At 71.4% G+C, this 12,665-nt stretch carries 13 protein-coding genes; 6 read left to right on the forward strand and 7 right to left on the reverse strand.

The genetic code is table 11. The features are described 5' to 3' along the window. Window positions 1-16 precede the first annotated feature (16 nt). From ACNYS0_RS28450 to ACNYS0_RS28460, 3 genes are read left to right on the forward strand one after another with little or no spacing between them, the layout of a single operon-like run. Complete coding sequence (locus ACNYS0_RS28450; RefSeq protein ID WP_422477387.1) at window positions 17-1,339, forward strand: multidrug effflux MFS transporter; 1,323 nt, start codon at window positions 17-19, stop codon at window positions 1,337-1,339. Beyond that, window positions 1,336-2,460 carry a serine hydrolase domain-containing protein gene (locus tag ACNYS0_RS28455; RefSeq protein ID WP_422482800.1) on the forward strand — a complete coding sequence of 375 codons (1,125 nt, stop codon included), beginning with the start codon at window positions 1,336-1,338 and terminating at the stop codon, window positions 2,458-2,460. Before ACNYS0_RS28450 ends, ACNYS0_RS28455 begins: the two co-directional genes overlap by 4 nt. Window positions 2,461-2,503: 43 nt before the next feature. Further along, entirely contained in the window at window positions 2,504-3,493 is a 990-nt protein-coding gene (locus ACNYS0_RS28460; protein WP_422477389.1) for a small ribosomal subunit Rsm22 family protein, read from the forward strand. A 64-nt stretch (window positions 3,494-3,557) separates the two neighbouring features. Here ACNYS0_RS28460 and ddaH read toward each other — a convergent pair whose 3' ends face one another. Beyond that, a complete protein-coding gene (gene ddaH, locus ACNYS0_RS28465; protein WP_422477391.1) occupies window positions 3,558-4,388 on the reverse strand; it encodes a dimethylargininase in 831 nt (276 codons plus the stop codon). Window positions 4,389-4,489: 101 nt separating this feature from the next. Further along, window positions 4,490-4,675, reverse strand: coding sequence for a DUF6243 family protein (locus tag ACNYS0_RS28470; RefSeq protein ID WP_422477393.1), 186 nt, complete (start codon window positions 4,673-4,675; stop codon window positions 4,490-4,492). A 137-nt stretch (window positions 4,676-4,812) separates the two neighbouring features. On the opposite strand from ACNYS0_RS28470, the gene ACNYS0_RS28475 reads away from it, so the two are divergent. Together ACNYS0_RS28475 and ACNYS0_RS28480 are read left to right on the forward strand one after the other, a co-directional pair. After that, on the forward strand, window positions 4,813-5,475 hold the full coding sequence (locus ACNYS0_RS28475; RefSeq protein ID WP_422477395.1) for a TetR/AcrR family transcriptional regulator: 663 nt from the start codon (window positions 4,813-4,815) through the stop codon (window positions 5,473-5,475). A 141-nt stretch (window positions 5,476-5,616) separates the two neighbouring features. Continuing rightward, on the forward strand, window positions 5,617-6,375 hold the full coding sequence (locus ACNYS0_RS28480) for a bifunctional DNA primase/polymerase (protein WP_422477397.1): 759 nt from the start codon (window positions 5,617-5,619) through the stop codon (window positions 6,373-6,375). A gap of 221 nt (window positions 6,376-6,596) precedes the next feature. On the opposite strand, the gene ACNYS0_RS28485 is transcribed toward ACNYS0_RS28480, so the two are convergent. From ACNYS0_RS28485 to efeO, 4 genes are read right to left on the reverse strand one after another with little or no spacing between them, the layout of a single operon-like run. Next, on the reverse strand, window positions 6,597-7,577 hold the full coding sequence (locus tag ACNYS0_RS28485) for an SCO2278 family lipoprotein (RefSeq protein WP_422477399.1): 981 nt from the start codon (window positions 7,575-7,577) through the stop codon (window positions 6,597-6,599). Window positions 7,578-7,626: 49 nt separating this feature from the next. Continuing rightward, the gene (gene efeU, locus ACNYS0_RS28490) at window positions 7,627-8,472 is read right to left on the reverse strand and encodes an iron uptake transporter permease EfeU (protein ID WP_422477401.1); all 846 of its coding nucleotides are present in this window, start codon (window positions 8,470-8,472) and stop codon (window positions 7,627-7,629) included. A gap of 6 nt (window positions 8,473-8,478) precedes the next feature. Continuing rightward, entirely contained in the window at window positions 8,479-9,750 is a 1,272-nt protein-coding gene (gene efeB / locus ACNYS0_RS28495) for an iron uptake transporter deferrochelatase/peroxidase subunit (RefSeq protein ID WP_422477403.1), read from the reverse strand. Between the two features lie 59 nt (window positions 9,751-9,809). Next, on the reverse strand, window positions 9,810-10,955 hold the full coding sequence (gene efeO, locus ACNYS0_RS28500) for an iron uptake system protein EfeO (protein WP_422477405.1): 1,146 nt from the start codon (window positions 10,953-10,955) through the stop codon (window positions 9,810-9,812). A 163-nt stretch (window positions 10,956-11,118) separates the two neighbouring features. Between efeO and ACNYS0_RS28505 the strand changes: the two genes are divergently transcribed. Continuing rightward, entirely contained in the window at window positions 11,119-11,769 is a 651-nt protein-coding gene (locus ACNYS0_RS28505; protein ID WP_422477407.1) for a PhzF family phenazine biosynthesis protein, read from the forward strand. A 150-nt stretch (window positions 11,770-11,919) separates the two neighbouring features. On the opposite strand, the gene ACNYS0_RS28510 is transcribed toward ACNYS0_RS28505, so the two are convergent. Further along, window positions 11,920-12,570 (reverse strand): biliverdin-producing heme oxygenase, encoded by a 651-nt coding sequence (locus ACNYS0_RS28510; protein ID WP_422477409.1) that lies wholly within the window; start codon window positions 12,568-12,570, stop codon window positions 11,920-11,922. Window positions 12,571-12,665 lie beyond the last annotated feature (95 nt).

Genomic DNA, 12,665 nt, shown 5'->3' on the forward strand with positions numbered 1-12,665 from the left:
AACGAGGGACAACGGGATGAAGGACAGCGGATGTTCCACCGGGAGCACCACGGGGGAGAACGCGACCGGTGAGATCCGGGCCGGCACCCCAACTCCCCTCCCCAGGGCGGCAGTCGGCGCCGGCGCGAGCCTCCTCGTCACCTTCATCCTCGGCGGCCTCACCGCCGTGCCGCCGCTGTCCATGGACATGTACCTCCCGGCCCTGCCGGAGGTCACCGGGTCCCTGCACACCTCGGCCGCCACCGCCCAGCTCACCCTCACCGCGTGCCTGACCGGCATGGCGCTCGGGCAGCTCGTGGTCGGCCCGATGAGCGACAAGTGGGGCCGCCGCAGGCCACTGATCATCAGCCTGCTCATCTACATCCTGGCGACGGCGATCTGCGCCTTCGCGCCGAACGCCGCGCTCCTCATCGCCTTCCGTCTGATGCAGGGGCTCGCGGGCTCGGCCGGCATCGTGATCGCGCGGGCCGTGGTCCGCGACCTCTACGACGGTGTCGCGATGGCGCGGTTCTTCTCGTCCCTGATGCTGATCTCGGGCATCGCCCCGATCGTCGCGCCGCTGATCGGCGGCCAGGTGCTGCGGTTCACCGACTGGCGCGGCGTCTTCGTCGTGCTCACCGGCATCGGCATCGCGCTCACCGCCGTCGTCTGGAGGTTCCTGCCGGAGACCCTCGCGCCCGAGCGGCGGCACGGCGGCGGCACCATGGAGGCACTGCGCACGATGCGCGGACTGCTCGCCGACCGTGTCTTCCTCGGTTACACGCTCGTCGGCGGCTTCGCGTTCGCGGCGCTCTTCGCGTACGTGAGCGCCAGCCCCTTCGTCATCCAGGAAATCTATGGAGCCTCCCCGCAGACGTTCAGCCTGCTCTTCGGCCTCAACTCGATCGGCCTGATCGCCGTCGGCCAGCTCAACGGCAAGGTGCTCGTCGGCCGCGTCAACCTCGACAAGGTGCTCGGCATCGGCCTCACCCTCGTCGTCCTCGCCGCCGCCTTCCTCCTCCTGGCCGCGAGCGGCGTCCTCGGAACGCCCGAGGAACTCGGCATCGTGCCCATCGCCGCCGGCCTCTTCGTCCTCATGGCCTGCATGGCCCTGACCACGCCCAACACCAACGCCCTCGCCCTCATGCGCACCCCGCACGCGGCGGGCTCCGCGTCGGCGCTGCTCGGCACGGTCTCGTTCCTGATCGGCGCCATCGCCTCCCCGCTCGTCGGCATCGCGGGCGAGCACACGGCGGTCCCGATGGCACTGGTCCAGCTCGCCTCCGGGCTCGTCGCGGCGCTCGCCTTCGTGACCCTGTGCCGCCCCTGGCAGCGGCGCACGGCGGGTGAGCAGCGCTGAACGCGCCGAGACTGCGCCACGGCACCCCCGAGCGGGCCGGGCTCGACGCCGAGCAGCTCGCCGGGCTGCTCTCCGACGTGCGCGGGCTGCCCGAGGGGCCTCGGCCCTGGTGCGCCGGGGCCGTCGTGCTCGCGGGGCGCGGCCCGGTGATCGCGGCGGAGGGGGCGTACGGCTGGGCGGCGCGCTACGCGTCGTACGACGAGACGACCGACACGGGAGTCGAACTGCCGCCCGCGGCCCGCGTCCCCATGACGCCGGACACCCCCTTCGACCTGGCCTCGCTCACCAAGCTCTTCACCGCGATCGCCGCCGTGCAGCAGATCGAACGCGGCAGGCTCGGCATCGACGCGAAGGTCGGCGCGTACGTCCCCGAGTTCACGGCCGCCGCCCGGCACGGCATCACGGTCCGCGAGCTGCTCACCCACACCTCGGGCCTGCGCCCCGAACTCCCGCTGTACGACGCCCCGGACACGGCCGCGCGCCTGGCCCTCCTGCACGCCGAGGAACCGTCGTCGCCGCAGGGCGACTACCTCTACTCCGACCTGAACATGCTGCTCCTCCAGCAGGTCCTCGAGCGCGTCGCCGACCGCCCCCTCGACGTCCTGATCCGTGAGGGCATCACCCGCCCCCTCGGCATGACCGCCACGTCGTACGGCCCGTGCCCGGGCGCCGCCGCCACCGAGGACCAGCGCCGCCCCTGGGGCAAGGCGGACCGGGGCATGCTGCGCGGCGAGGTGCACGACGAGAACGCCTGGGCGCTCGGCGGCGTCGCCGGCCACGCGGGCCTCTTCTCCACGGCGTACGACCTGGCCGTCCTCTGCCGCACCCTCCTGACCGGCGGCTCCTACGGCACGGCCCGGATCCTCGGCCCCGACTTCGTCGACCTGATGCTGACCCCGCCGGGGCTCGGCTTCCGCCTCGACCAGTCCTGGTTCATGGGCGAACTGGCGGGCCGCGGCGCGGCGGGCCACACCGGTTTCACGGGAACGTCCCTGGTGATCGACCCGGCGACCGACACCTTCCTGATCCTCCTCGCCAACACGGTCCACCCCCGCCGCCGCGGCCCGGCGAACGGGCCCCGGGTGACGGCGGCGAACCGTTTGGCGCGGGCGGTGGTCTGAGGCGGGCCCCGTGACCGCCTCCACCGGTTCGTAGAATCAGGGGGTGAACACCCCCCTCCAGTCGCCCTCCGACACCCTCCGCACCGCCCTCGCCGGGCTCGTCGACGGTCTTCCGCCCACGCAGGCGGCGAAGGCCGTCGAGCGGCTCATCGCGAACTACCGGGGGACCACTCCGACCGACGCCCCGATCCTGCGGGAGCGGGCGGACGTCGTCGCGTACGCGGCGTACCGGATGCCGGCGACGTTCGAGGCGGTCCGCTCCGCGCTCGACGCGCTGGACGCCGCGTCCGGCCGGTCGCCCGCGAGCCACCTGGACATCGGCGGCGGCACGGGCGCGGCCGTGTGGGCGGCGCGGGACGTGTGGCCGGGGGAGCGGACCACGACGGTCGTCGACTGGTCGCAGCCCGCGCTCGACCTCGGCCGCGAACTGGCCGCGGCCCAGGGCGATTCGGCGGACTCCGTGCGGTGGGAGCGGGGACGGATCGGGGTGCACGACGCGCCCGAGGCCGACCTCGTCACCGTCTCGTACGTGCTGAAGGAACTGACCGAGGCCGACCGTACGACGGTCGTCGACGCCGCCGCGGCGGCCGCCACCGGCGCCGTGGTGATCATCGAACCCGGCACCCCGGACGGCTACGCCCGCGTCATCGAGGCCCGCGACCGCCTGATCGCCGCCGGCTTCCACATCGCCGCGCCCTGCCCGCACAGCGCGGCCTGCCCCATCGTGCCCGGCACGGACTGGTGCCACTTCTCGGCCCGGGTCGCCCGCTCCTCCCTGCACCGCCAGGTCAAGGGCGGCTCCCTCGCGTACGAGGACGAGAAGTTCGCCTACGTCGCCGCGACCCGCTTCCCCGTCGCCGCGGCGCCCGCGCGGATCGTCCGCAAGCCGCAGATCCGCAAGGGCCAGGTGCTGCTCGACCTCTGCGTGGCGGAGGGCGGCCTGGTGCGCAGGACGGTGACCAAGAAGCACGGTGAGGCGTACAAGTGGGCCAGGAAGGCCGAGTGGGGCCAATCAAGCCCCTCCGGCGATTGAGGAGCGGGGCCCGGGGCGGAGCCCCGCGACCTCAACCACGGCGCGGTCCGAACGAAGCTCCCGGTCAGCGGAGCTCAAGCGTGCAGCACTTCACCGACCCGCCCCCCTTCAACAACTCGCCCAGATCCATCCCCACCGGCACGAACCCCCGCTCCCGAAGCGGCCCGAACAACCCCACGGCCCCCTGCGGCAGCACCACGTTCAGGCCGTCCGACACCGCGTTCAGGCCGAAGGCCACCGCATCCTCCTCCGCGGCGATCAGCGCATCGGGGAACATCCGCCGCAGCACCGCCCGGCTCCCCGGCGAGAACGCGGCCGGGTAGTACATGACGGAGTCCTCCGCGTCGTCCAGGACCGCCAGCGCCGTGTCCAGGTGGTAGAAGCGGGGGTCGACCAGGTCGAGGCCGATCACGGGCCGGCCGAAGCGTTCCTGCGCCTCCCCGTGCGACAGCGGCGAGGCCCGGAAGCCCCGCCCCGCGAGCACGTACGAGGCGGTGACGGCGAAGTCGCCCTCGCCCTCGTTGACGTGAACGGGCTCGTACACCTCGGCGTAGCCGTGCGAGCGGAACCACTCCAGGTGCGCGGCGGCCTCCGCCTCCCGCTCCCGGTGCGCGAACCGGGCGCCGAGCACCCGCCCGTCCACCACGGTCGCGCCGTTCGCCGCGAACACCATGTCCGGGAGGCCGGGGCGCGGGTCGAGCAGTTCCACGGTGTGGCCGAGCGCCCGGTAGCGTCCGACCAGGTCCTCCCACTGGGCGACCGCGAGCGGGACGTCGACGGGTTTCGTCGGGTCCATCCACGGGTTGATCGAGTACGTGACCTTGAAGTGTGCCGGTGGGCACATGAGATAGCGCCGGGGTGTGGCGCGACGTTCGACAGGGCGCGGATTACGCAATGAGGGCTCCTCACGACCGCAGATCTGGGTGGAAGCCCATGGTGCGGTCGGAGGAGCCCTCGGGGCTGTGAACCGAACGGGTGGTTCACGGCTGGCCCTGATCACGACGCGTCGTGCGTGCCGCGCTTCTCCTGGAGTTTGCGCAGCAGTTCACGCTTCTGCGCCACGGGGTCGGCGCCCCCGCCACCGACGCGTCCGCCGCGGCCGCCGCCGCGCATCGCCTTGCGGGACATGTTGCTGCGGGCGCCGCCGACGCCCAGCATGCCGCCTGCTCCACCTCGGGTCATGGGTGTGCTCCTCACATCGATGCGACGATACGTATCGTCTCGTTTCCCTGGCGTGCTCCACTGTGGGCGAGACGCCGCGTCTTGTCAAGGGGTTACGAGACGGTACGTCTCGGCTCGTGCGCTGCTACATTCGAACCATGTCAGCCACGAAGAGCCAGTCGGCGAAGAAGTCCGTCCCCGACGCCAACCGCCGCAGCGAACGTTCCCGCCGCGCGATCTACGATGCCGCCCTCGGCCTCGTGGGGGAGATCGGCTACCCGCGCACCACCATCGAGGGCATCGCCGCCCGCGCCGGTGTCGGCAAGCAGACGATCTACCGATGGTGGGGCTCGAAGGCCGAGGTCCTGATGGAGGCCTTCATCGACCTCAACGAACGCAACACGGAGGTCGCCGCCGAGCGGCACCCCGGCTACCCGGGCGACCCGGCCGTCCTGCCCGACTCCGGAGACATCGAGGCCGACTTCAAGCTGCTGCTGCACGCCACCGTTGACGTGCTGAAGGACCCCGTGTTCGAGGCCCCGGCCCGCGCGCTCGCCGCCGAGGGCCTGGCCGACCGCGCGTTCTCCGAAGAGTTCGTCGCCCGGCTGCTCATGCCCGGGCTCGACCTGTACGCCGACCGGCTGCGCGCCGCGCAGGAGGCCGGCCAGGTCCGCACCGAGGTCGACCCGCTGATCGCCCGCGACCTGTTCTCCGGACCGCTCGCCCAGCGCTGGCTCCAGAACACCGGACCGCTCGACCACGCGTACGCGGACGCGATCGTCGAGTACGCCCTCTACGGGATCGCCGGCCGCCGCCCCTAGGAACCCGGCCCCGCGCGCCCTCACGCACCCCGGATGTGGACTGTGGCCACCCGGGGCGCAGGATGGTGGGACACTTTTGGTCCAAGGTTCATCCGGACTCGGCACGACAGCAGTGGCTCGACGGCGATGGTGAGGGGATTGATGGGCGCGGAGCAGGGCCGCAGATTCGGCGGGCGGGGCGACACGGCGGGGCGTACGCCGGGTGGACTGATCTCCCGGTGGCTGAGGGCCGCGCGCGGCCCGAAGGACACCGCGGCCGCCGAGGCCGCCGCATCGGACCGCGAGGACCTGTTGTTCGCCGCTGCCGCCGCCGGACTGCCGCTGGCCCCGGCCGCGTACCCCTCCGACTACCGATGTTCGTGCAACCGCGTCGGCTGTCCCACCCCCGGCAGGCACCCCGTCTCCTTCGCCTGGCAGACCCAGTCGACGACGGACCGCGCGCAGATCGAGCGCTGGGCCAGGCATCAGCCGCAGGCCAACTTCATCACCGCGACGGGCATGGTCCACGACGTCCTCGACGTTCCGCTGGAGGCGGGGCACGAGGCGCTGGAGCGGCTGCTCGCCGCCGGGATCGAGGTCGGCCCCGTCGCCGAGTCCGGCGGCGACCGCATGCTCTTCTTCACCGCGACGCGCGGGACGCCCGACGAGGAGGACGAGTGGTGGCCCTGCGAGCTGGACTGCCACCCCGAGACCATGGACGAGCATCCGGGGCTGCGGTGGCACTGCCGTGGGTCGTACGTGCTGGTGCCGCCGGCGCGGTTGCCGGGGGAGCGGGGCGTGTTCTGGGTGCGGGGGCCGGAGCATCCGCTTCCTGATCCGCTGACGTTGCTGGAGACGTTGACGGATGCGTGTGCGCGGTATGTGGGGGCGGAGCCGGACTATACGTCGGCGTGGCCGTAGGCGTCGTCCGGCGTTGCGGTCGCGGGGCTCTGCCCCGGGCCCCGCGCCTCAATCTCCCCCAGCTAACGCTGGGAGGTGCCCCCTGCGGGGCTTGAATTGCTCACCCGGCGCCGACGCTTGAATTGCTCACCTGCCGGCGGGGCTTGAAGTGCTCACCCGCCGCCGACGCTTGAATTGTTCACCCGGCGATGAGGCTTGAATTGCTCACCCGGCGATGAGGACTAATTTCCTTCCGCCGTCGTGATGCCCTCCACGCGCGACACCACGTTGACCTTGCCCGAGGACTTGGGCGGGTCGATGGCGGCCTGGCCGGAGACGTAGCCGTACATCGCCGACTCCTTGGGCTCGCCCTTCATCAGGGCCTTCACGTCCGGGCCGATCGCGGGCAGATTGCTGCCCGGGAACGCGGTCAGCTTCTCGTAGCGGCGGGTCGTGAAGAAGACGAGGGCGCCGCCGTCCTCGGTGCGCAGGGCCACGGGCGCGTAGTTGCCCTCGGTGAGGGTCTCGTCGATGAACTGCGTGGTGAGGCCGGGGCGCGTGTCGATCCGCTCGCGGGTCTGGCGCCAGCGCGTGGTGTGCGGGCCCGGGGCGTAACCGCCCCCGCCCTTCTTCAGGTACTGGATGTACTTGTCGCCCATGTCCTTCGGACGCTGCGCGAGACCCGACGCGTCCGGGTCGACGGACTCGCCCCAACCGTCCTTGTCCTGCTTGAACTTGGGGACCGTGCCGTCCCGGAACAGGGAGAGGTAGGAGACCGCCCACGGCGCGTTCTGCGCGTTGCGGGTGAAGACCATCACCCAGCGGTAGCCGTTGACCCGGTTGTTGTCCGAGTTCGTCACGAACCAGCGCGGCCAGCCCGCCTTCTTCGGCACCGTGATCTGCGTGTCGGTGAGCTTCAGCGGCGAGTGCTTCGGGTTGCCGTTCGGGTTGAGCGCGCGGCCCGCCTTCAGCTTCGCCGCGTCGATCGCGCCGAGCGCGCCGGTGACGTGCTTGGCGTCGGCGTCCGCGTCGTAGGTCCTGTCCGCCTCGTTGTACGCGTCCACGAAGGTGTCGACGGCGCGCGCCGCCTGCCCCTTCGTGGTCGTCGGGACGATCTCCAGCTCGCCGTGCACGGTCACACAGCCGCTCGCGGTGAGGGACAGCACGACCGCGGCGGCCGCCGCTGCGACCGGTCGGCCGATCCTGTTCCTGGCCTCGCTCATGACGTTCGATTCACCTTCCGCTCCCCGGCCCCTGCCACGGGCCCGAACCCTACCGGGAAGAGGAGGCCCGCACTGCCGCGACCCTGCGGGAAAACAGTCCGGGAGGCGCGAAGAACAGGGCGAGGGTCGGGACAAGGTAGACGAACCAGACGGTGACCTGGAGGACCGTCGGGTCGGGCTGGAAGTTGAAGACGCCCTTCAGGAGCGTGCCGAGCCAGCCGTCGGGGGAGATCGTCGAACTGATGTCGAAGGCCAGGTTGTTCAGGCCGCCGATGAAGTCGGCCTCCTGGAGGTCGTGGACGCCGTACGCGAGGACGCCCGCCGCCACGACGACCAGCATGCCGCCGGTCCACGTGAAGAACTTCGCCAGGTTGATGCGCAGCGCGCCCCGGTAGAACAGCCAGCCGAGGAACACCGCCGTGGCGAGGCCGAGCAGTGCGCCGATCACCGGGTCCGTCGTGCCGTTGCTGGTGGCGTGCACCGCCGTCCACACGAACAGGGAGGTCTCCAGGCCCTCACGGCCCACCGCGAGGAACGCCGTCACGACCAGCGCCACCGTGCCCATCTGCAAGGCGTTGTCCAGCTTGCCGTGCAGCTCCGACTTCAGATGCCGGGCCGTGCGCCGCATCCAGAACACCATCCACGTCACCAGGCCCACGGCGATGATCGACAGCGAACCGCCGAGCGCCTCCTGCGCCTGGAACGTCAGCTCCTGCGAGCCGAACTCCAGGCCCGCGCCGAAGCAGAGCGACACGAGGACGGCGACGCCGATCCCCGCCCACACCGGCTTCAGGGCGTCCCTGCGCTCGGTCTTCACCAGGTACGCGACGAGGATGCACACGATGAGGCTGGCTTCCAGGCCCTCGCGCAGTCCGATCAGGTAGTTCGCGAACATCGCTTCTCACGCCTCCGTCTTCTCGAAGAGGCCGCGGCCCCACCAGTCACTGCCGTCCCGCACCCCCGGCGGCACCGCGAACACCGCCGAACCGACGTGCTGGATGTACTCGTTGAGCGCGTCCGTCGCGAGGTTGCGCTGCACCGGGATGAACCCCTTGCGCACGTCCTTCTGGTACGCGAGGAAGAACAGGCCGGCGTCGAGGCGGCCGAGCCCGTCGGTGCCGTCGGTGAACGAGTAGCCGCGGCGCAGCAGCGTCGCCCCGTGGTTGGAGTCGGGGTGCGCGAGCCGTACGTGCGCGTCCGGCTTCATCGCCTTCAGGAACGGCTCGTCGCGCTCCTTCGCCTTGCCGACCGGAGCGCCCTCGCCCTTGTCCCGGCCGAACACGTCCTCCTGCTCCTGGAGCGACGTACGGTCCCAGGTCTCGATGTTCATCCGGATCCGGCGGGCGACCAGGTACGAGCCGCCCTTCATCCAGCCGGCATCCGCGGCGTCCACCCACACGTGCTTGTCGAGGCGGTCCTTCTCGGTGCCCGCGATGTTGCGGGTGCCGTCCTTGAAGCCCATGAGGTTACGGGGGGTCTGCGCGTCCGGCGTCGTCGACGAGGTCTTGCCGAAGCCGAGCTGCGACCAGCGGATGGCGACCTTGCCCATGCCGATGCGGGCGAGGTTGCGGATGGCGTGCACGGCGACCTGCGGGTCGTCGGCGCAGGCCTGTACGCACAGGTCGCCGCCGCTGCGGGTCTTCTCCAGGTTCTCGCCGGGGAACTTCGGCAGGTCGACGAGCGCCTCCGGCCGCTTGTCGGCGATGCCGAGGGCCTTCCCGTGCTTCTCGAAGAGCGAGGGACCGAAGCCGATCGTCAGCGTGAGCCGCGAGGGTTGCAGCCCCAGCGCCTCGCCCGTGTCGTCCGGCGGCGCCTCGACGAGCCCGCCGTACGCGCCCTCGCCGACGGTACGGCCCTCGGTCATCCGCGCGGCGGCCTTCGTCCAGTCCTTCAGGAGCTGCACGAACTCCTCGCGGTCGGCCGTCTTCACGTCGAACGCCGCGAAGTGCAGCCGGTCCTGCACCGCCGTGGCGATCCCGGCCTGATGGGCGCCGTGGAACGGCACCGAGCCGCCGGCCTCACCGGCGGGCTGCATGTCCGAGCCCTCGCCCGAGCGGGTCAGGGCGACGGCGCCGCCCGCGGCCGCGGCGCCGAGCGCGAGCCCGGCGCCGCCGACGGCGAGCAGGGAACGCCGGGACGGGGATGGGGAGTTGGAGGTCTCGTCGGCAGTCATGGCGACCCTCTCCTCGTGGTGCGTGTTCACGTGTACGACCAGCGGCTTTCGGGCGACGGCTACTTGACGACCGCTGCGGCCAGCTGCGACAGCGGCTCCGCCAGCGCGTTGACCGCGTCGGACAGGTCCTTCTGGTCCGCCTTGCCGACCTTGTCGTAGGAGGTGAACTCGTAACCGGCCCTGCCCTCGCGGTACTTGTCGAGCAGCTCGTCCAGTGCGGCGAACTGCTTGTCGAGCTCCTTGGTCAGCGCGGCGTCGTTCTTCGACGCGACCGGCTTGAGCAGTTCGTAGGCCTTCTCGGCGCCCTCGACGTTGGCTTTGAAGTCGACGAGGTCGGTGTGCGAGTAGCGCTCCTCCTCGCCGGTGACCTTGCCGGTGGCGACCTCGTCGAGCAGCTCCTTGGCGCCGTTGGCCATGGAGGTGGGCGTGATCTCCGCCTTGCCGACGCGCTGCTGCCAGTCCTCGAGGTCCTTGTCGAGCCGGTCGGCGAGCGACTTCTCCGCCTTGCCGATCTTCTTGTCCTGCCACAGCGCCTTCTCCAGGCGGTGCCAGCCGGTCCACTTCTGGCCCTCTTCGAGGCCGTCGGCCCGCACGTCGACCTTCGGGTCGATGTCGCCGAAGGACTCGGCGACCGGCTCGGTGCGCTCCCAGCCGATGCGGGAGGGGGCGTACGCCTTCTTGGCGGCCGCCAGGTCCCCGTCGCGGACGGCGTCGGTGAAGGTCTTCACCTTCGGCAGCGTCTCGTCGGCCTGGGTCTGGGTGTACTCGCGGTAGGCGGCGACGGCCTTGTCCAGCTTCGGGTCCCGCTTCGCCGCGGACTTGCCGCCGGTCACCTGCACGTCCTGGCGGTGGCCCTTGCCCTTCATGCCGGGGATGCAGGCGATGCGGTAGTCGCCGCTCTTCACCTCGGCGGTGAGGCTGTGCTTGGTGCCGGGGCCGATGTTCTCGCGCTCGGACACGATCCGGTCGTCCGGGAAGAGGATCTCGACCTCGGTGACCCGGGATCCCTTGTTCTCGACCGCCAGCTCCACGTGCCCCGCGGGGAACTGCTTCTTGGAGACCTGGCAGCTGTCGTCGTCGGCGGTCACCTTGATCGCGCCGGAACCGGCGCTCTTCGCGTCGCTCTTCTGGGTGCAGCCCGTGACGGCGGTCAGGGCGGCCACCGCGGCGACGGCGGTGGAAACGGTGAGTCGGGCGGCTCGCATGCGGGCTCCAAGGCGTACAGCGGTGGTGCGGGGGGTGCACGGGGGCAGGGCTAACTAAGGCCGCCCTAACTTATATGAGGCTTACCTCAGTACCGCCCATGGCCAAGTCAGGGAAGAGTCAAGTACTGGTCAAGTCCGGAATGTCGCGTGGTTGACTGCCGCCATGAACCAGTACGGCATCGAGTACGACGTGGTGCGCGTCTTCTGCGCCCCCGACGGCCGGGAGGGCAACGCGCTGGGCGTCGTCCGCGAGGGCGCCGACCTGCCCGGCCAGGACGAGCGGCAGGCCTTCGCCGCCGAACTGGGCTTCAGCGAGACCGTCTTCGTCGACGACCCCGAGCGCGGCGCCATCGACATCTACACGCCGACCGCGCGCCTGCCGTTCGCCGGGCACCCCTGCGTCGGCACGGCCTGGCTGCTCGACGTGTCGGAACTCGTCGTGCCCGCGGGCGTCGTCGGGGCGCGCCAGGACGGCGAGTTCAGCTGGGTCGAGGCGCGCCCGGAGTGGGCGCCGGGGCGCACGCTGCGGCAGTACGGATCCGTCGCCGAGGTGGACGCGCTGCCGGTTCCCCCGGAGGGCGAGTGGATCTACGCGTGGGCCTGGGAGGACGAGGCCGCGGGCCGCGTCCGGGCCCGCGGCTTCCCCGGCCGCGGCGACGGCATCGTGGAGGACGAGGCGACGGGCGCGGCGGCCCTGTCCCTGACCGGCACCCTCGGCCGGGCCCTCAACATCCGCCAGGGCCGCGGCTCCCAAATCCTGACGGCTCCCCTGCCGGGGGACCTGGTGGAGGTCGGCGGCCGCGTCCGCCTGTAACGCCCACCCGCACGGGGCTCCGCCCCGGACCCCGCGCCTCAATCGCCGGCGGGGCTTGATTCGCGTAGCCCGATTCAAGCCCCTGCGGCGATTGAGCAGCGGGGTCCGGGGCGGAGCCCCGTGGCCGCAACACCGCCGCCGGTCAAAGGATCACGCGGCCGACCGAAACTCCTCGCCCAGCCCGACAAACACCCCGGTATTCAAGGCGAACGCCGCCTTGCACTCGGCCACCACCCGCTGCTTCTCCAACTCGTCCACCCCGATGCCGTCGAGAAGCTCCCGGTAGTGCCGCTTGAACGCCGCGGGATTGGCCACACCCTCGAAGACGTAGAACCGCACCCCGTCCCCCTTGCGCGCGAATCCCCACGTCCTCTCCGCCTTGTCGCGGATGATCTGCCCACCCGAGAGATCGCCGAGATAGCGCGTGTAGTGGTGCGCCACGTATCCGCCCGGCCAGGACGCCGCGCATTCGGCGACCCGCTCCGCGTACGCCCGCGTCTGCGGCAACGCCGAAACCGTCTCCCGCCAGTCCGCACCCCGCAGGTGCGCGAGGTCGCGCTCCAGCTCGGGCACGCGCTCCAGCTCCGGCTGGATGATGGGCCCGGCCACCGGATCGCCGGCGAGGCGCCGGGCGCCGTCCTCGAGGGCCCGGTACACGAACCACAGCTGCTCCGTGTACCGCGCGTACGCGTCCACGCCGAGCCGCCCGCCGAGCAGGTCGCCCATGAACGTCGACGTCTCCGCCTCCGTGTGCTGCTCGTGCGATGCGGTGCGGATCAACGTGGAGAACGGGGTGTCCATCGAGCGGCCTCCGGGTTTCCGACAAGCTGTCGGTAAAAGCGTACCCAGCGACGCGATCAAGGGAACGTAAAAGCAGAAAACCGGAAGGTGGAGAC

Origin of the sequence: Streptomyces anthophorae (genome assembly GCF_049310305.1) — a bacterium.
In the GTDB taxonomy this organism is placed as follows: domain Bacteria; phylum Actinomycetota; class Actinomycetes; order Streptomycetales; family Streptomycetaceae; genus Streptomyces.